At 63.9% G+C, this 19,562-nt stretch carries 14 protein-coding genes, 1 tRNA gene and 1 pseudogene; 8 read left to right on the top strand and 8 right to left on the bottom strand.

The genetic code is table 11. The annotated features are described in order from the left end of the window. Positions 1-9 precede the first annotated feature (9 nt). Positions 10-1,320, top strand: a complete 1,311-nt coding sequence (locus ACOCG7_RS14120) for an MFS transporter (protein ID WP_083081628.1) — start codon at positions 10-12, stop codon at positions 1,318-1,320. 30 nt (positions 1,321-1,350) lie between these two features. On the opposite strand, the gene ACOCG7_RS14115 is transcribed toward ACOCG7_RS14120, so the two are convergent. The 5 genes from ACOCG7_RS14115 to ACOCG7_RS14095 form a co-directional block, all read right to left on the bottom strand. After that, complete coding sequence (locus ACOCG7_RS14115) at positions 1,351-1,485, bottom strand: hypothetical protein (protein WP_268802003.1); 135 nt, start codon at positions 1,483-1,485, stop codon at positions 1,351-1,353. Between the two features lie 18 nt (positions 1,486-1,503). Continuing rightward, positions 1,504-2,559: a permease gene (locus ACOCG7_RS14110; protein ID WP_083081626.1), complete on the bottom strand. Its 1,056-nt coding sequence runs from the start codon at positions 2,557-2,559 to the stop codon at positions 1,504-1,506. A 26-nt stretch (positions 2,560-2,585) separates the two neighbouring features. Continuing rightward, entirely contained in the window at positions 2,586-3,653 is a 1,068-nt protein-coding gene (gene mnmH, locus ACOCG7_RS14105) for a tRNA 2-selenouridine(34) synthase MnmH (RefSeq protein ID WP_154875149.1), read from the bottom strand. Positions 3,654-3,820: 167 nt separating this feature from the next. Then, complete coding sequence (gene selD / locus ACOCG7_RS14100) at positions 3,821-4,909, bottom strand: selenide, water dikinase SelD (RefSeq protein ID WP_421376009.1); 1,089 nt, start codon at positions 4,907-4,909, stop codon at positions 3,821-3,823. A gap of 139 nt (positions 4,910-5,048) precedes the next feature. After that, positions 5,049-5,375 (bottom strand): beta-xylosidase, encoded by a 327-nt coding sequence (locus ACOCG7_RS14095; protein ID WP_421376007.1) that lies wholly within the window; start codon positions 5,373-5,375, stop codon positions 5,049-5,051. A gap of 193 nt (positions 5,376-5,568) precedes the next feature. On the opposite strand from ACOCG7_RS14095, the gene fdnG reads away from it, so the two are divergent. From fdnG to ACOCG7_RS14060, 7 genes are all read left to right on the top strand, one after another. Then, a complete protein-coding gene (gene fdnG / locus ACOCG7_RS14090; RefSeq protein ID WP_083081618.1) occupies positions 5,569-8,637 on the top strand; it encodes a formate dehydrogenase-N subunit alpha in 3,069 nt (1,022 codons plus the stop codon). Between the two features lie 9 nt (positions 8,638-8,646). After that, the gene (gene fdxH / locus ACOCG7_RS14085) at positions 8,647-9,579 is read left to right on the top strand and encodes a formate dehydrogenase subunit beta (protein ID WP_073430665.1); all 933 of its coding nucleotides are present in this window, start codon (positions 8,647-8,649) and stop codon (positions 9,577-9,579) included. Next, on the top strand, positions 9,566-10,222 hold the full coding sequence (locus ACOCG7_RS14080) for a formate dehydrogenase subunit gamma (protein ID WP_073430666.1): 657 nt from the start codon (positions 9,566-9,568) through the stop codon (positions 10,220-10,222). Before fdxH ends, ACOCG7_RS14080 begins: the two co-directional genes overlap by 14 nt. Before the next feature lie 131 nt (positions 10,223-10,353). After that, on the top strand, positions 10,354-11,349 hold the full coding sequence (fdhE, locus tag ACOCG7_RS14075) for a formate dehydrogenase accessory protein FdhE (RefSeq protein ID WP_421376004.1): 996 nt from the start codon (positions 10,354-10,356) through the stop codon (positions 11,347-11,349). Positions 11,350-11,381: 32 nt separating this feature from the next. Continuing rightward, positions 11,382-12,812 (top strand): L-seryl-tRNA(Sec) selenium transferase, encoded by a 1,431-nt coding sequence (gene selA, locus ACOCG7_RS14070; RefSeq protein ID WP_073430667.1) that lies wholly within the window; start codon positions 11,382-11,384, stop codon positions 12,810-12,812. Then, entirely contained in the window at positions 12,809-14,719 is a 1,911-nt protein-coding gene (gene selB / locus ACOCG7_RS14065) for a selenocysteine-specific translation elongation factor (protein ID WP_421376002.1), read from the top strand. The genes selA and selB overlap by 4 nt, the downstream gene beginning before the upstream one ends. A 148-nt stretch (positions 14,720-14,867) precedes the next feature. Then, positions 14,868-14,963: transfer RNA gene (locus ACOCG7_RS14060), tRNA-Sec, on the top strand. Positions 14,964-15,593: 630 nt separating this feature from the next. Here the strand turns inward: ACOCG7_RS14060 and ACOCG7_RS14055 are convergent. The 3 genes and pseudogenes from ACOCG7_RS14055 to ACOCG7_RS14045 form a co-directional block, all read right to left on the bottom strand. Next, complete coding sequence (locus tag ACOCG7_RS14055) at positions 15,594-17,807, bottom strand: beta-glucosidase (RefSeq protein ID WP_421376000.1); 2,214 nt, start codon at positions 17,805-17,807, stop codon at positions 15,594-15,596. A gap of 681 nt (positions 17,808-18,488) precedes the next feature. Beyond that, a complete protein-coding gene (locus tag ACOCG7_RS14050; RefSeq protein WP_073430670.1) occupies positions 18,489-18,899 on the bottom strand; it encodes a DUF3331 domain-containing protein in 411 nt (136 codons plus the stop codon). Positions 18,900-19,069: 170 nt separating this feature from the next. Beyond that, positions 19,070-19,273 (bottom strand): annotated as a pseudogene (locus ACOCG7_RS14045) (peroxiredoxin); the annotation flags it as partial. Positions 19,274-19,562 lie beyond the last annotated feature (289 nt).

The following is a 19,562-nucleotide window of genomic DNA, read 5'->3' as shown; positions in this document are numbered from 1 at the left end:
GGAGCGGACATGTCCACGCAGACAGGATTTGAGCAGCAGGTAATGAAGAAAATGGCGTGGCGGCTGATGCCGCTTCTGATCGTCATGTTTCTCATCGCGTTTATCGACCGGCAGAACGTCGGCTTCGCCAAGCTGGAGATGGTGCACGATCTCGGCATGACGGAAGCCTCCTACGGCCTTGGCGCATCGTTGTTCTTCATCGGCTACCTGCTCTTCGAGGTGCCGAGCACGTTGGCGCTTCATCGCTTCGGCGCGCGGACCTGGCTCGCGCGCATCATGCTCACATGGGGCGTGGTGACGGTTTTGATGGCGTTCACGCGCTCGCTGCCGGTGTTCTATTCGTTCCGTTTCGCGTTGGGCGTCGCTGAAGCGGGTTTTTATCCCGGCGTCATCTATTACCTCACGCAGTGGTTCCCCCAGAGCTATCGCACCAGGGTACTCGGGTTCTTCACGCTGGGCAGTTCGCTTGCCAATATGCTGGGCTCGCTGGTCGGCGGCCTGCTGCTGACGCTCGGCGGCACCTGGGGATTCGCGGGATGGCAGTGGGTGTTCATCGCCACCGGTATCCCGGCCATTCTGGTTGCGTTCGTCGCGCTCAAATTCCTGCCGAATTCGGTCAAGGAAGCGCCGTTTCTCTCGCAGCAGGAGAAGGACGTGGTGATCGCCGCGCTCAAGCGCGAAGCATCGGATGAAGCCAAGGCGACACGGCCCTGGGGCGCGCTGCTCGACCCGAAGGTGCTGATGTTCGCGCTGACCTACATGCTGATGTCGACTTCGCTGTACGGCGTCACGTACTGGATGCCGACGCTCGTGAAAAGCTACGGTGTGTCCTCGTCGGTGAACGGCGTGCTGAACATGATTCCGTGGGCGCTGGCGACGCTGCTTCTGCTGTGGCTGCCGGGCAAGCTCAAGCGCGAGCGCGTGGTGCTCAAGGCGATGAGTGTGGTAGCGGGTATCGGCGTGATGTGTTTCGCGTCGAGCCTCGTATTGCCGACCGCGTCGCTGCGGTTTGCCGCGCTGTGTGTGGGCGGGGCGTGCATTCCGCTGCTGTATCCGTGCTTCTGGTCGCTTCCGCCGCGCTTCTTCACGGGCGCGAGAGCGGCGGCCAGCGTGGCGGCGATCAACGCGATCGGCAATCTGGGCGGATTCGCCGGACAGAATCTGATGCCCTATGTCGGCAAGGCGGCGCAGAGCCATGTCGCGCCGATGCTGGTGCCCACAGCGTGTCTGCTTGCGTTGGGCGTCGGCACCGGTGTCGCCGCGCTCATCGGCGCGCGTCGCAGGATGACGCTGGAGTCCGCGCCGGTCCGTTCGATCTGATCGCCTCGCGGCTACAGACCTACTCCGCCGTCAAGGACGAAGCAGATCGAAGCCGGCCAGCACGACGACGCCGCTAACCACGATCAGCGATACCGAGTGCTGTCCGAAGTAGAGCAGGGCGGCGGCCGACCAGCTCGCCACGGAAAATGCCGCGACACGTTTCATGCTTCAAACCTCAAAAATTCAGAACCCCAATGCCGCGGCCAGCAACCCGCTCACCACGCCGCACGCCACCACCGCCAGCGCCACCATCGTCAGCACGCGCCGGGGGAAGGAACGCCCGAGCATCGCCATCGACGGCACGCTGATCAGCGGCAGCGTCATCAGCAGGGCGCCGGCCGGACCGGCGGCCATGCCGAAGGCAAGCATCGCCTGAATGATCGGCACTTCACCCGCGGTGGGAATGACGAACAAGGTTCCCGCGATCGACAGCGCGATGATCCACAGCAGGCTGTTGTCGATGCCCGGCCCAATGTGCGGAAACAGCCATGCGCGCGCCGCGCCGAGCGCCAGCACCAGCACGATGTATTCGGGAATCAGGCGCAGCGTCATCGTGCCGAGAATTTTTACCCAGCGTGCGAACGCGGTGCCCGGCACGTCGGCGGCGACCAGTTGCGCCATGGCCTCGCGCGAGGCTTCGGCTTCCTTGGGCGTAACCATCCGGTTCACCAGATAGCCGAGGCCGAACACCATCACGATCCCCAACGCGAGCCGCAGGCCCATCCATTGCCAGCCGAGCACGAAGCCCATGAAGATCAGCGTGGCCGGATTGAGCGCGGTATTGCCGAGCCAGAACGCGATCGCCGCGCCCGGCGCGGCCTGGCGGGCGCGCAAGCCGGCGACGACCGGCGCCGCGCAGCAGGTGCACATCATGCCGGGCAGCGACATCAGGCCGCCCTTCACCACGCTGCTGAAATCGGTCCGGCCGAGCGCGCGCGCGACCCACTGCGGCGGAATCAGCGCCTGCACCGCCGAGCCGAGCAGCAGGCCGAGCACCATGGCCTGCCAGATCGCCTTGCCGTAGGCGAGCGCGTAATCGATCGCCGCTTGCCATGACGGCGCCGGCGCGCTCGCCGAGGTGCCCATCAGGATCGACTTGCCGATGGAATGCTGGCTCGCGGCGACGAAGGCGCGGTTGTAGTAGGGAAACCACTTCACATAGAAGAGTCCGACGACGGCGATCAGCAGAAACACGATCCAGCCAAGGGCGACACGGGGTTGCCTGAGGGTTGATTGCATGATGGTTTTTAAACGTTTCTTTTTGGTCAGATGACAGCGAGCGCGCGCTTGTCGAGCCGCGCCAGCAGGGTTTTCGCCTGGTCGACGACATCCGCGTCGTTGGGCCGGAAATGCAGTTGCAATGCGTGAGGCAACTGGACGAAATGCTGATGGCTGCTGCGCGCATACGCCGGATCGTAGTGCCGCTCGATCAGTTCGTTTGCGAGTTCCGCGCGCCGGTTTTCGTCGACGAGCCGTTGCCAGCCGGTGACACGTTCGCGGCTATGCAAACCGATCATTCGTTCCAGTTGCCCCTTGAGCGAAGCCGGATCGTCGAACAGATGCGCATAGTCGTGCAGCAGGAACGCCGCGCGATCCTCGCGGCTCGACTGCACCTCGACGCAGGCGCCGCGATGGAACGTTTCGAGCAGCGAAAGCGGCAGCGAGACCGAGCCGATGCGTCGGCTTTCCGCTTCCACGAACACCGGCCGCGCGGGATCGAGCGCGCGCAGCGCGCAAACCAGCAGCGTGTCGAAACGCTTTTGCGACGGCTGCGGCACGCCGGCCCAGGCGCCGAGCAGCGAGCCGCGGTGCGAAGCCAGCGCCTCGAGGTCGAGCGTCTGCGCGCCCGCCTCGCTCAAGGCCGCGAGCAGGCGCGTCTTGCCGCTGCCGGTCGGGCCCACCAGCGCGATGTAGTCGAACTGCTTCGGCAAGGAACCGAGCGTTTCGAGCGTTGTGTGCCGATAGCTTTTGTAGCCGCCTTCGAGCTGCCGCGCCTGCCAGCCGATCATATTGAAGAGCGTCGTAACCGAGCCTGAACGCTTGCCGCCGCGCCAGCAATAAATCAGCGGACGCCAGTTGCGCGGCCGGTCGGCGAAAGTCGTTTCCAGATGGTGCGCGATGTTGCGCGCGACCAGCGCCGCGCCGATGCGGGTGCCCTCGAACGGCGATACCTGCTTGTACGTCGTGCCGACCAGCACCCGCTCCTCGTTGCTGAGCACGGGGGCGTTCAGCGCGCCCGGAATGTGGTCCTCGGCAAACTCGAGGGGCGTGCGTACGTCGATGATTTCGTCGAAATCAGCGGCTTGATCGAGTCTGACGAGTAGATTTTTCAAGGGTTACGGACAAAACGGACCGGCGGGGAAGGGTGAAATTATCGCATGCGCCGCAAACGCCGGCCGCCGAGGCTCCCAGCGCCGCTTTCGAGCTTCCGGCTCTGCCTGGTGTCGTCTCTGTTGCGCCCTCGCCTGCGTCCTCGCTCGTGCCTCGCTCCGCCGAAGCGTCAGACGACTTCGACGCGTCTTTCGCCGCTCACCATCTCGCCGATCACGCGCGCCTCGCCGAAACCGTCGGCGTGGAATAGGGCGAGCACTTCGTCGACGGCCTCTGGCGCGCACGACACCAGCAGACCGCCCGAGGTTTGCGGGTCGGTGAGCAGCGTGCGCGCGGTCGACGGCAAAAAGGACGGCAGCACGACGTCCTTGCCGTAAGCGTCCCAGTTGCGCCCGGACGCGCCGGTGAAAATGCCGGCCTCCGCCAGCCCGATCACGTCCGGCAGCCACGGCAGGTCCGCATAGCGCACGCGGGCGGTGAGATTCGAGCCGCGCGCCAATTCCAGCGTGTGGCCCAGCAGGCCGAAACCGGTGATGTCGGTCAGCGCGTGCACGCCGTCCAGCCTGGCCAGTTCCGCGCCGGGGCGGTTGAGCTTGGTGGTCGCGCCGATCATCGCGGCGTAGCCGGCGGCGTCGAGGCGGTTTTTCTTCAGCGCCGCCGAGAGAATGCCGACGCCGAGCGGCTTGCCGAGAATCAGCACGTCGCCGGCCTGCGCGCCCGCATTGCGCTTCACGCGCTTCGGATCGACCACGCCGATCGCGACCAGGCCGTAAATGGGCTCCACGGAATCGATCGAATGGCCGCCCGCGAGCGGAATGCCGGCTTCGGCGCAGACGGATTCGCCGCCTTTGAGCACGGCCGCGATCACGTCGTGCGGCAGCACGTTGATCGGCATGCCGACGATCGCCAGCGCCATGATCGGTTTGCCGCCCATCGCATAGACGTCGGACAGCGCATTGGTCGCGGCGATGCGGCCGAAGTCGAACGGGTCGTCGACGATCGGCATGAAGAAGTCGGTGGTGGCGACGATCGCCTGCGCGTCGTTCAGTTTGTAGACGGCGGCGTCGTCGGCGGTATCGTTGCCGACCAGCAAGTCGGGAAAGAGCGGCAGCGGCGCGCTGCGTTTGAGCAGGTCGGCGAGCAGGCCGGGCGCGATCTTGCAGCCGCAGCCGCCGCCATGCGACAGGCTGGTGAGGCGGGGCGACGCGGTTGGGGTTTCGCTTGCGGTTTGGCTCGTGGTGGCGTGGGTGTCGGTCATCGTGGCGCGGATCTGAGGCTTCGAATGACCGCATTATGCGGGTTGTTCGGGCGCGGCGCAGCGACCGGCCGGCGCAACCCGGGCGCCAAGGCGTCGAGCCCAGCGAAGGCCACGGCCGGTCACGTCTTATGACCGGCGCTTATTTGTTGCTGCCGGCTCCCGTGCCGTACAGCCCGTTGTCGAAGCCACCGTTTCCCTTGGCTGTGCGACCTTTGCTAACGCTTTTGCCACGCGAAGTGGCCGAGCCGCCGTCCCTGGTTTGCGGCTTGTGCGACTCATGCACGGCGGAGGCCGCCGGATCGGGCGCCGAACCCATCGCGGAGGCGCGATTTTCCTGTTGCTCCGAGCCGCTGCCCTGGGTGGTCTGCGCGAAGCCGCATGGGCTCGCAACCAGTACCCCGCTGCCGAAAGCGAGCGAGACGATGAATCTGGATGGACGCGAATGGGCAAGAAGTCGGGGAGTCATAAGTCAGCCTAATGATCAGGGAGTGAGCGGGATTCACGCAGAACAAATGCAGCAGGAACGATGCCCGCTTCCCGCTCACCGGCTGCGGTGTTTCATATTTGCCCGCGCGGGCGAGGAGGTACAGTCTCGCTGCAGGACTTGATACTGACCTCTATAATCAATATCAGTACCCCACAAGAGCCGAGGCCATTAAATGCCGCATATGTCCCGGCGACAATTTCTGAAGGTCTCCGCCACCACGCTTGCCGGATCGAGTCTCGCCCTCATGGGCTTCTCCCCGGCTCCCGCGCTAGCGGAAGTCCGTCAGTACAAGTTGTCGCGTACCACTGAAACCCGCAATACCTGCCCGTACTGCTCCGTAGGCTGCGGCATCCTGATGTACGGACTCGGCGACAACGCCAAGAACGCCAAGTCCAGCATCATCCACATCGAAGGCGATCCCGATCATCCAGTGAATCGCGGCACGTTGTGCCCGAAGGGCGCGAGCCTGATCGACTTCATTCATAGCCCGAGCCGTCTGAAGCATCCCGAGCATCGCGCGGCCGGATCGAATGAATGGACGCGGATTTCCTGGGAAGATGCGCTCGACCGCATCGCCAAGCTGATGAAGGAAGACCGCGACGCCAATTTCGTCGAGGCCACGCCGGACGGCAAGAAGGTCAACCGCTGGCTGACCACGGGCATGCTGGCGGCCTCGGCCGGCAGCAACGAAGTGGGTTATCTGACGCACAAGACTGTCCGCAGTCTTGGCATGCTCGCGTTCGACAATCAGGCGCGTGTCTGACATGGCCCGACGGTGGCAGGTCTTGCCCCGACGTTTGGCCGTGGAGCGATGACGAACCATTGGGTCGACATCAAGAACGCGGATGTGATTCTCGTGATGGGCGGCAATGCGGCCGAGGCGCACCCGTGCGGCTTCAAATGGGTCACGGAAGCCAAGGCGCATCGCAAGGCAAGGTTGATCGTGGTCGATCCGCGCTTCACGCGCACGGCCTCGGTCGCGGACTATTACGCGCAGATTCGAACCGGCTCGGACATCGTGTTCCTCGGCGGGGTGATCAACTATTTGCTCACCAACGACAAGATCCAGCACGAATATGTGAAGAATTACACGGACATGCCGTTCATCGTCCGTGAGGATTTTTCATTTACCGACGGTCTGTATTCCGGTTACAACGCCGACAAGCGCAGCTACGACAAGAGCACGTGGGACTACGAACGCGGCGACGACGGTTTCGCGAAAGTGGACCCGACGCTGCAGGACCCGCGCTGCGTCTATCAGCTCATGAAGCAGCACTACTCGCGCTACACGCCCGAGCAGGTCGAGAAGATTTGCGGCACGCCGAAAGAGAAATTCCTCAAGGTGTGCGAGATGCTCGCGTCGACGGCGGTGCCGGGGCGCGCCGGCACGATCCTGTACGCGCTCGGCTGGACCCATCACTCGGTCGGCTCGCAAATGATCCGCACCGGCGCGATGGTGCAACTGCTGCTGGGCAACATCGGCGTTGCCGGCGGCGGCATGAACGCGTTGCGCGGCCACTCGAACATTCAGGGCTTGACGGACCTCGGCCTGATGTCGAATCTGCTGCCCGGCTACATGACGCTGCCCATGGAGGCCGAGCAGGACTACGAGGCGTACATCACGAAGCGCGCCACCCAGCCGCTGCGGCCCAATCAACTCAGCTACTGGCGCAATTACCGCGCTTTCCACGTCAGCTTCATGAAGTCGTGGTGGGGCGATAACGCGAACGCCGGGAACAACTTCGGCTTCGACTATCTGCCGAAGCTCGACAAGCCGTACGACATGCTGCAGGTCTTCGAACTGATGAATCAGGGCAAGATGACCGGCTACATCGCGCAGGGCTTCAACCCGCTTGCCGCGGCGCCGAACAAGGCGAAGATCGGCGCGAGTCTCGCCAAGCTGAAGTGGCTCGTCATCATGGACCCGCTCGCCACCGAGACCTCCGAGTTCTGGAAAAACCACGGCGAATTCAACGACGTCGATGCGTCGGCGATCCAGACCGAGGTGTTCCGTCTGCCGACCACCTGTTTCGCGGAAGAACGCGGCTCGCTGGTCAGTTCGAGCCGGGTCCTGCAGTGGCACTGGCAGGGCGCGAACGGCCCCGGTGAAGCGAAGAGCGATCTCGAGATCATGTCGGGGCTGTGGCTGCGCATCCGCAAGGCCTACAAGGAGAACGGCGGCAAGTATCCCGATCCGATTCTCAACATGAGCTGGCCGTACGCCGACCCGGAAAGCCCCACGCCTGAAGAACTCGCGATGGAGTTCAACGGAAAGGCGCTCGCCGACGTCACCGATCCCACCGACAAAACCAAGGTGCTCGCGAAGAAGGGCGAGCAACTGGCCAGCTTCGCGCAACTGCGCGACGACGGCAGCACCGCGAGCGGTTGCTGGATTTTTTGCGGCTCGTGGACCCAGGCCGGCAACCAGATGGGCCGCCGCGACAACGCCGACCCGACCGGCATCGGCAATACGCTGAACTGGGCGTGGGCGTGGCCCGCGAACCGGCGGATTCTGTACAACCGTGCTTCATGCGACGTCAGCGGCAAGCCGTTCGACCCCACGCGCAAGCTGATCGCGTGGAACGGCAAGACATGGAGCGGCGCGGACATTCCCGACTTCAAGGCGGACGAACCGCCCGAAAACGGCATGAATCCGTTCATCATGAATCCGGAGGGCGTCGCGCGCTTCTTCTCGCGCGACGGTCTGGTGGAAGGACCGTTCCCCGAGCATTACGAACCGTTTGAAACGCCGATCGGCTACAACCCGCTGCATCCGAACAACAAGGCGGTCGTCAGCAATCCGGCGGCGCGCGTGTTCCCGGACGACCGCGCCGCGTTCGGCACGCACGACAAGTTTCCGCATACGGCGACCACCTATCGTCTGACCGAACACTTCCACTACTGGACCAAGCACGCGCGCCTGAACGCGATCGTGCAGCCGCAACAGTTCGTGGAGATCGGCGAGGATCTGGCGAAGGAAGTGGGCGTGGTCGCGGGCGATCGCGTCAAGGTGTCGTCCAATCGTGGTCATATCGTTGCGGTGGCGCTCGTCACCAAGCGGATCAAACCGCTGATGATCGAGGGGAAAAAGGTGCAGACAGTCGGGTTGCCGTTGCATTGGGGCTTCAAGGGGCTCACGAAGCCGGGTTATCTCATCAATACGCTGACGCCTTCCGTGGGCGACGGGAATTCGCAAACACCGGAATTCAAGTCGTTCCTCGTCAAGGTCGAAAAGGCATAAGGAGCTGAGATGGCACTGCAATCACTCGATATCAAACGCCTCTCCGCCACCACGCTGCCGGAGCCGCAGATTCGCGAGCCGGCCACGGGAACGGTCGCCAAGCTCATCGACGTCTCCAAGTGCATCGGCTGCAAGGCGTGTCAGACGGCCTGCATGGAATGGAACGACTTGCGCGACGAGGTCGGCGACACCACCGGCGTCTACGACAACCCGCGCGATCTGACCGAGCATTCATGGACCGTCATGCGCTTCTCGGAGTACGAGAACACCGAAGGCGATCTCGAATGGCTGATCCGCAAGGACGGCTGCATGCACTGCGAGGACCCCGGCTGTCTGAAGGCCTGCCCGGCGCCGGGCGCGATCGTGCAGTACACGAACGGTATCGTGGATTTTCACGAGGAAAACTGCATCGGCTGCGGCTATTGCGTGACCGGTTGCCCGTTCAACGTGCCGCGCATTTCGAAGAAGGACAACCGCGCGTACAAGTGCACGCTGTGCTCGGACCGTGTGGCCGTCGGTCAGGAACCCGCTTGCGTCAAGACCTGCCCGACCGGCGCGATCATGTTCGGCACCAAGGAGGACATGAAGCAGCAGGCGGCGGAGCGGGTCGTGGATCTGAAGGAGCGCGGTTTTCAGAACGCCGGCTTGTACGATCCCGCCGGCGTGGGCGGCACGCATGTGATGTACGTGCTGCATCACGCCGACAAGGCCAATCTGTACCACGGCTTGCCGCAGGATCCGAAGATCAGCGCGATGGTTTCTCTGTGGAAGGGCCTCTCGAAGCCGCTGGCGCTGGCCGGTATCGCGTTCGCGGCGGTGGCGGGTTTCTTCCATTACACACGCGTTGGCCCCAACGAGGTGACGGAGGCGGAAGAACTCGAAGCCCAGCGTGAAGTCGACGAAGTACGCCGTTCGCGGGAGGCATCCGATGAAACACCCTGAACACACCACGCTGAGAGACGTGAAGGGCAACGGCCTGATCGTGCGCTACACGCCGAACGAGCGCACGAATCACTGGATCACCGCCATTACGTTCGTCCTGCTGGCGCTCTCCGGTCTCGCCATGTTTCATCCCGCCATGGCGTGGCTCTATGCGCTTTTAGGCGGCGGGCAGTGGACGCGGATTCTGCATCCGTTCATCGGCTGCGTGATGTTCGTCTCGTTCCTGATTCTTGCGTTGCGCTTCTGGCATCACAATTATCTCGACAAGGCCGACATGCAGTGGATGAGGCAGTTCGACGACGTGCTCAACAATCGCGAGGACAAACTGCCGCCGATCGGAAAGTACAACGCCGGTCAAAAGCTGCTATTTTTCACGATGGTGATTTGCCTCGTGCTGTTGCTGCTCAGCGGCATCGTGATCTGGCGGCGTTATTTCTCGTTCTATTTCCCGATCGAGATCATCCGGCTTGCGGCGGTCGTGCATGCGGTAACGGCGTTCGTGCTGATCGTCGGCATCATCGTGCATATCTATGCGGCGCTGTGGGTCAAGGGATCGATCGGCGCGATGACGCGCGGCACGGTGACTTACGGCTGGGCGAGAAAGCATCATCCGAACTGGTTCAAGGAAACCATCGGCAAGTGAGAGGCAAATAAGAAGCAAACAAGCGGTACGGCTTTTAGCGCACCGCACCCGAGCCGCCGCTCTTGTTCATGGAACCGCGGCGGCTCTTCAGTTTTAGCGCAATGGCAGCGCAATTGTCAGAGGTCGATACCTTGGTTCAACGCATTCTTGAAGCCGGCGATATCGAGTCGCTCGATCACTCGGCGATTCCCCGCATCCGCACGCCTGAACGGCTCGCGGTGTTCGCGCCGCGTGCCGCGCGGCTGCGTCAGTTGGCGGCGCTCGACAATCCGATCGCCGGCTATTTGCGCCTGATGGCCGTGCTGGCCGACGCGCAGCAAGCGGTGATGGCGGGCTTCAAGGCGAAGCCGCCCAGCCCCGAATTGATCGCGAGCGCGCAACAGCATTCCATGCCGCTGATTCCCGCGCTGTCGGGCGCGCGCGATCCGGCGTGGCGCGATGTCTTGCGTCAGTTGCTCGACAAGGTCGAAGCCGCGGGGCCGCTCACGCCGCCGCTCGAAGCGCTCATCGGCCGGTTGCGCACGCTCGACACCGCCGCGCTCGAATCGCAGGCCGACGCGATCTTCGCGCAGCGCTTCGGCGAGGTGGACCCGGCGAGCGCGCCGTTCATCGTGGCCGCGCTGCAAGTGGTGTGGACCGATCTCGCCGCCGATATCGACAAGCGCGAGGTGCCGTACCTCGAAACGCTCGGCCTATGCCCCGTATGCGGCTCTCACCCGGTGGCGAGCACGGTGCGCGTGGGCGGTGTGTATGACAATTACCGCTACCTGCAATGCGGCTTGTGCGCGACCGAGTGGCACATGGTGCGCTCGAAATGCTCGAACTGCGATTCGACCAAGGGCATCGCCTATCACTCGGTCGGCTCGCCGGACGTCGACGACGCCACGCGGGAAGCGGAATCGCGGAACGCGGCGTTAAAGGCGGAGTCGTGCGACGAATGCCATACTTATCGGAAGATCGGCATTCAGTCGAAAGACTACGATTTCGATCCGTTCGCGGACGATCTCGCCAGCCTCACGCTGGACCTGCTGATGGGGGCGGAGGGATACCGGCGTGCGTCGCCGCATCCGTGGCTGTGGCCGGAGCAGGCCGACGCCTCGGCTGAGCCTTCCGGCGAATCCGCTTAAAAGCGACTGAAACGACTGGAAGGGATTGCCTCGTGAGCGATGTAAGCGGCTCTGAATTGCGGGCGCTGATGGCGCGCGTGCCGTCGGTGGAAAAGGTCATGGCGTCGGCGGAATTCGCCGCGCTCCTGAACGAATTCGGCCGCACCCAGGTGTTGACCGCGCTGCGCGAGGCGCTCGATCAGTGGCGCGTGAGCGCGCAATCGGGCAGCGCGTCCGTGAGCGCGCTCGACGCCGCGCAACTTCAGGCATCGGTGGAAGCCACGCTGCGCCGGCGCAACCAGTCCCGCTTGCGCAGCGTCTTCAATCTGACCGGCACGGTGCTGCATACGAATCTCGGCCGCGCGTTGTTGCCGGACGAAGCGGTGCAAGCCGTTGTGAAGGCGCTCACGCAGCCCGCCAACCTGGAATTCGATCTTGGCACGGGCAAGCGTGGCGACCGAGACGATTTGATCGACGAACTGATCTGCGAACTGACCGGCGCGGAAGCGGCCACGGTGGTCAATAACAATGCCGCCGCGGTGCTGCTCACGCTGTCCGCGCTGGCTGCGAGGAAAGACGTCATCGTGTCGCGCGGCGAACTGGTCGAAATCGGCGGCGCGTTTCGCATTCCCGACATCATGAGCCGCGCGGGCGCGAAGCTGCGCGAGGTCGGCACCACGAATCGCACGCATCTGAAAGACTATGCGGAAGCCATCGGCCCGCAAACCGCGCTGCTGATGAAGGTGCACACGAGCAACTACGCGATCCACGGCTTCACCAAGGAGGTCGGGGTCGGCGCCATCGCGCCGCTCGCGCATTCGCATGGCCTGCCGGTTGCCGTCGATCTCGGCAGCGGCACGCTGGTCGATCTGAGCCAGTGGGGGCTGCCGCACGAAGCGACGGTGCGTGAAACCGTGGAAGCCGGCGCCGATCTCGTCACATTCAGCGGCGACAAGTTGCTTGGCGGTCCGCAGGCCGGATTGATCGTCGGCCGGCGCAATCTGATCGCCAGAATCAAGAAGCATCCGCTCAAGCGTGCGCTGCGCGTCGGCAAGCTGACGCTCGGGGCGCTCGAACCCGTGTTGCAGCTTTACCGCGCGCCGGAAAAACTGGTCGAGCGGCTGACCACGCTGCGCTTGCTCACGCGTCCCGCCGACGAAATCCGCTTGGCCGCCGAGCGCGTGCAGCCGTTCCTGCAGCGCGCGATCGGCGAACGCTACGCCGTGGCGACGGAGCCGATGTTCAGCCAGATCGGCAGCGGCGCATTGCCCGTGGATGTGTTGCCGAGCTACGGCCTCGTGATCAGAACGGCTGACGGCAAGCGCGGCGGCCGTCAGTTGATCGCGCTCGAAAAGCTGTTGCGCGAGATGGCGCGGCCGGTGATCGGCCGTATCGCGGACGATGCGTTGCGCCTCGACCTGCGTTGTCTCGAAGCCGCCGACGAAGCACAGTTGGTCGAGCAACTGAAGGGCACGCACGCATGATCGTCGGCACGGCGGGGCACATCGATCACGGCAAGACGAGTCTCGTGAGAGCGCTGTCGGGCGTCGATACCGATCGTCTCAAGGAAGAAAAGGCGCGCGGCATTTCGATCGAGTTGGGCTACGCATACGTACCGCTCGAGAACGGCGACGTGCTCGGCATGATCGACGTGCCGGGACACGAAAAGCTGGTCCACACCATGACGGCGGGCGCGAGCGGCATCGATTTCGCGCTGCTCGTGATCGCCGCCGACGACGGCGTGATGCCGCAAACGCGCGAGCATCTGGCGATTGTTGAACTGCTCGGCATCGAGCGGGGCGCCGTCGCGTTGACGAAGATAGACCGCGTGGATGCGCAACGTCTGCGGGAAGCGCGCGCCGAGGTGGCGGCGTTTCTGAACGGCGGCGTATTGCAGGACGCACCCGTGTTCGATACCTGCGCGACCTGTGCCGACGATCCCGGCGTGGCCGCATTGAAAGCGCATCTGCATGCAGCGGCGGCAGCGTGGCGTATGAAGCGCGACGACGGCCTGTTCCGTCTTGCGGTCGACCGGGTTTTCACGCTGGCGGGGCAAGGCACGATCGTGACGGGAACGGTGGTGTCCGGCAGGGTGGATGTCGGCGATACGATGCTGCTCGCGCCGAAGAACCTACCCGTGCGCGTGCGCGGCATTCATGCGCAGAACCGGCCCGCTACGAGCGGACGCGCAGGGGAGCGCTGCGCGCTGAATCTCGCGGGCATCGAGAAAAGCGCGATCGATCGCGGCGACTGGGTCGTCGATCCGCGCTTGTCGCAAGCGTCGGAACGTCTCGACGTCATGCTGACGCTGCTCGCCGATGCACCGCTCACGCTGGAACATTGGGCGCCGCTGCACGTGCATCTCGGCACCCAGCATCAGGTTGCGCATGTCGCGCTGCTCGACGGCGACACGCTAGCAGCCGGTCAGCGCGCGCGCGTGCAACTGGTGTTCGAGCGGCCGGTGTGCGCGCTTCCCGGCGACCGTTTTGTCGTGCGTAACGCGCAGGCGAATCGCACGGTCGGCGGCGGACACGTGCTCGATCCGTTTGCGCCTTCCCGCAAGCGTCGCTCGGCGGAGCGGCTGGCATGGCTGGACGCGATTCAAGGCATGCTCGACACGGGTACGCTGGATGCGCTGCTCGCGAGGGCGCCGCATGGATTGTCGCGCTCGTTGCTGGAACGGCTGACCGGCATGCCGGCGGCCGCGCTTGAATTGCCGCCGGATACGCACGCGGTGGAATTGCCCGGCCATGACGCCTTGCTGGTCGCCGATGCGGCGTGGCGGGCGTTGGCGTCGCGGCTGATTGCCACGCTCGCGCAGTACCACGAGCGCTCGCCGGATGAACTGGGCCCGGACGTGTCGCGTCTGCGGCGCATCGCTGCGCCGCTCGCGAGCGACGCGTTGTGGCGCGCGCTGGTGGACGACGCGGCGGCGCGCGGCGAGGTCGTGAAGCAGGGGCCGTGGCTGCATCTGCCGGATCACGCGGTGACGCTCGACGACGCCGATCGCGCGCTCGCGGCGGCGGTGCTGCCGGCGGTGAAAGCAGGGCGCTTCGATCCGCCGTGGGTGCGCGATCTGGCGAGCGCACATGGGGTCACGGAGGACCGCATGCGTCAGTTGATGCGCAAGCTTGCGCGGCGGGGCGAGCTTTTTCAGGTCGTGCGCGATCTCTTTTATCACGCTGACGTGATTCGTGAACTGGCTTCGATCGCGGCGGACGAAGCGCGGAAAAACGCGGGTACGGTTGCCGCCGGGCCTTTTCGCGACGTGACCGGTCTTGGCCGGAAACGTGCGATCCAACTACTGGAGTTCTTCGACCGCGTTGGGTATACGCGCTTTCACCGTGGGCTGCATTTGATGCGCACCGATAGCCGTTGGCTGGTTGGCTGAACGCCTGTCCGTGAGACGGTCAGGTGGTGCGCGCGAGCGAGCACGGAGTGGTTCGAAGCGAATATAATTTGCGCGGCTGTGACGATGCCAGTCGGCGTCGATGTCGCTGCTAGTAGCCAGGCATTGTCATGGCAGTTCAATCACCGTAGGAAGGCATTCGTATCCGGTGGTGCGGCTGGGCTTCAAACCCAGTTGAGGGCGTCAGCCGCTCTCAGGTCGGTTCGACTCCGGCTGCCTTCCGCCAGTCAAATTTCCCGGGTATTTCCACACTTTCCCGGAAGCGCCACATCGTCGCAATATGTCGGCTATGCGCCATTGGCGTGCTACGGCGGCCGTCCGCGGTTGCGCGGAAAATGGAAGCGGTCCGGGCAACCGGGCCGGCCGCGCGCGCAGTTGCTCAGAACCCCACACCTACGCCGACGCCTACCCCACCGCCGAGGCTGCCGCCTCCCACGCCCACGCCTATGCTGGGGCCCGGCGGGTAGTAGCCAGGCCCATACGCAGGATCGCTGTAACCGTACGGCGGGGCAGCAACACATCCCGAGACGGCCGCCACCATCGCCAGGATGCCGAAAAGTCTGAGCATGATCATCTCCCTTGCACGAACTGCGCAGCAAGAGATGATCCCGTTTACGGCGGGGTTAACTAGAACCCCCGGCAATACCTCGCAAGCGCCGTCAGCAGAGTGCGCTCGTCAAGGTCGTGACAACGACCTGGGGCACGCTCCGGCCATGAACGGTCGTTTGGCAGTGTGAGCCAAATCGTCGATGGCCCGCGGCGCTCGCCGCTCGCCATATCCTGTCGGCAAGCGGTTCAACCCGATGCGCCGGGCGCAGAACATCCCGCGCCCGGGTGCGTGACGGGAGTACGAGGTTCAGCTCCCTTGCAACCGGATGTCACGCGACGACGCTCCGACATACACCGTCCCGCCAGGCACATATCGCCAGCCATTGCGCGACGTGTCCCACACGCTCTGCATCCGCGGCGTGACCGTGATGCGAACGTGGCGTGCCTCGCCGGGATTCAGGCCGATCTTCTCCCAGCCGACCAGACGTCGCGGCGGCTCGTCGCGGTAGGGCACGCCGAGATACACCTGCGGCACTTCCGCGCCCGCCATACGGCCATCGTTGCGCACCGTAAACGACACGTCGATCGCGCCGTCAGGGCGATGTTTGACCGAAAGCCCCGAATACGAGAAATGCGTGTACGACAGCCCGTATCCGAACTCGAACATCGGCGTGATGTTTTTCGCGTCGTACCAGCGGTAGCCCATGTTCAGCTTCTCTGCGTAGACGGGATCCGGCTCGAACGCGCCGCTTTGCCCCCACGTCGGCGTATCCTGATCACGCACCGGGAAGGTGACGGGCAGCTTGCCGGAAGGATTGACCTTGCCGAACAGCACGTTCGCGATCGCATTGCCGCCGCCTTCACCCGGATACCAGGCCTCCACGATTGCCGCCACGCGATGCTTCCACGGCATCAGCACCGGGTTACCGCTTTCCACGACGACGATCGTGCGGGGATTGGCGTGCGCGACCGCGTCGACGAGTGCATCCTGGTTCGACGGATTCGCAAGGCTCAGGCTTTGCAAATCGCCAAAATCTTCACCCGCCGGCTGCGCGACGACGACAATTGCGACATCCGAGCGGGCTGCGAGCGCCGCCGCCTGATCGATCTCCTGTTGCGTGTACGCGCGAAACGGCGTCTGCTGATCGCTGTTGCCGGCAAAGCTCACCTGCGCCGACGGCGCGAGCGCGCGAATCGCTGCAACAATGGGCGTGTTCAAGTTCAGCCACGGATTGGTCCACCAACTGCACCCGGTCGATGTGCCGAACGTCAAGCCGCCGCAACCCGCGAATGCCCCGGTGACCGGATCACGTGTATTGCCTGACCCGCCGCCGGTCAGCACGGCTGCATCAGCGTGTCCCCCAATCACCGCGATCCGTGAGAGCGAGGCTGCGGAGAGCGGCAACTGGTTGTTGTCGTTCTTGAGCAGCACCATCGACTGCTCAGCAACCGCCTGCACGAATGCATTCGCGCCAGCGAAGTCGATGGCGGCGCCCCCCTTTGGAGGATCGTCCATCACGCCCGTGCGGATCATCACGTACAGCTTGCGTCGCACCATGTCATCGAGTCGCGCGGTCGAAACCGAGCCGTTCGCAATCGCCTGCCGAACCGCGTCCGGCGTCAGATAAACGGTCGAGCCGACATCCTCTTCCTCGTCGAGACCGGCGTTGATCGCTTTCGCCGTGCTGTGCGTCGCCCCCCAATCCGATTGCACCTGCCCTTCAAAGCGCCATTCGTTCTTGAGCACGTCGTTGAGCAGATGCGCGTTCTCGCACGCATAGTCGCCATTGAGCCGGTTGTAGCTGCACATCACGCTGCCCGGCTGTGCGCGCCTTGCGGCGATTTCAAACGGCAACAGATACAGCTCGCGCAGTGTGCGCTCGTCGATCTGGCTGTTGCCGCCCCCCCGGTTATGTTCCTGCTCGTTGCCGGCGTAGTGCTTGATCGTGGCGATGACCTTCTGGCGCTGCGTGCCGTCGGTGCGCTCGGCGAGCATCTCCCCGGCGAGCAGCGGATCTTCGCCGAGATACTCGAACAGCCGGCCGCCGCGCGGCTCGCGCGCGAGATTGGTTCCGCCACCGAGTCCCATCCCGAAGCCCTGGGCGCGCAGTTGTATCGCCACCTGTTTGCCGAAATCGGAAGACAGGCGGCGATCCCAGCTTGCCGCAAGCGCGATCGTTGCCGGGAAGGTCGTGCTGGCCTGCGATGTGCTGCCGGAGCCTGTCGCGGAGTCGACCATGTTCAGATCAGGAATGCCGAGACGCGGTACGCCCTGAATGTAGCCCGCGCCACCTCCCGGCACGGCCGACATTGCGTATTTCGAATGAATGAACTGGAGCTTTTCGTCGAGCGTCATCCTGCTGACGAGGGTATCGGCGCGCCGATGCGCGGCCGCCGATCCGAACGCGTTCATCGCAATTGAAGTGGGTAGGAAATCGAGTGGAAAGTCGGGTACATCCGCACGCGCAGCGGCGCACACGGCCGCCGCTAAAGCGGCCGCCAGCCATAGTTTCTTCTGCATATCTGTCTCTCCGGGGATTCTGCTTTTGTTGGAATGCGGAAGCGGAGCGAGTCCGGCAGGTTCACGCCGGACACGAAGGCTGGCGACGCAGGGTAGCTGCGCAAACGTTTGCCTGCCCGGACGGAATCGGGACCATCGGATGGACTGTAGCGACTCTCCGTACTCAACAATTTAAGAATGTAGTCTGACTACAGCATCAGTACTTTTACCGATACGACGCGTTTTTATGCCGAATGAAGGCTATCCGTTAAAACGATTGGCGATTAAACGCAATGAATGCGCAAGCTCCAATGCATTGAGCACGACGAGTGCTGATTATCCTGTTGGCATTGTTTGAAGCGGCGATTGCGTGCTTCCTGCCGGCTCGACCAAGATGCGCTCCAGAAACCGGTAGACAAGTTCGAGTGGGTTCGCGTCAGCAGCTCGAACTCGAACACGCCCAAGCGGGGCGGCTCGAAACGTAGAAGCGTTAGCTCTATGGGTAGACTTCTGCGACCGACACGGCCGCGAGCATCGCCGGAGTCGGATGAGTCACGGTATCGCCGCGCGAATCCATCTTTCTACAAGCGGTGCTTGGCCAATGTGCGAAGTGGATGCCTGCAAGGACGGCCCGCGTGCCATCGGCGGTTCGGCCAGATGGCGCCGTATCGCGGGTGGAGTGCAAACGATCTTCGCCACACATCAGGCCGGCACGAGCTGGCCCTCTGAATATCTTGTCAGCACAGAAGCAAGGATCATGTCGAACGCGTTCGACGGCGCTGCGGCGCCGCGGTGGAACGGCCGGAACACCACGTCGCCCCGTTTGACCGACATGCCGCTGAGCGCGCAAACACCCCTGACGCGGGCATAGCCGGCGCGCCAGGTCTGATCAAGATAGCTGCCGCGCGTAGCGTCGCTCCAGGAAACGAGCACGGTCGTGTCGGTTTGCCATTCGATGCTTCGAATCGTAGAGTCCCTAAGCGCCGCATGCGCAACCACCGTGCGGCTGGGTCGCTCGCGGCGCCGCGAAGCCTGGTAAACCGCCGATGCAGTCTCATGCCAATGCGCGTTCAGCCGTCCGATAATCTGCGACCATGGGTCGAGTCCACACATCTCCGGTTCTCCTGCGACTTCCAGCGGCGATCGCATGCAAAGTGCAGCGCCTCTGGGTTTAAAGTCTCATGGCTGCGGGGCTCACACGAACATTACCGGGTCAAGTTGCCGTCGCTAACGGCTCGATCGTTCGCATGAAATGCGCATGCCGGCTTACAGCTTTGGCACGCTATCTCCGCCTTTGCGGCGAGCAGGCTCAAGGCACTGTGAAAGCGGGCGGCATAGGCGGCAGCAAACAACTGCTCGGGATTCGTCCCGCCGCACGGACCGCCGAGCGGTGCAGGCAAGCGCAGGTCGAGATCGAATTGGCCGTCGTCCGATCGGACTACGCCTGATGCTGGACCATGGCCTGCATCGCCGCCCGTGGCGGTCACGGTCGTCGAGTACGATGGCCACCTTCGATAGCAATGATCGTCGTGATTGTTCTCCGCGGATAGTGCGCCGGGCCGGCCTCGATGCGCCGTCAACGCATGGGTGCATCGTAGGTGCGCGGCGGCCCGTCGGGAAGGCTTGCGCGGCGACGCACCGTGTTGCTTCCAAAGCACCAATCAGAGCGCCGGCGCCGACGTCATGGTGGTCAGGCATTGCAGGTCGAGCGCGCGCGTTCGTTCAGCCATGTAGTCGATGAACACGTGGGCATAGCGGCACAGGTAGAACGAGCGA

Origin of the sequence: Paraburkholderia sp. DD10 (genome assembly GCF_049177125.1) — a bacterium.
Taxonomy (GTDB): domain Bacteria; phylum Pseudomonadota; class Gammaproteobacteria; order Burkholderiales; family Burkholderiaceae; genus Paraburkholderia; species Paraburkholderia terricola.
Note: the sequence above shows the minus strand (reverse complement) of the source record. Positions and strands in the feature narration are given on the sequence as shown.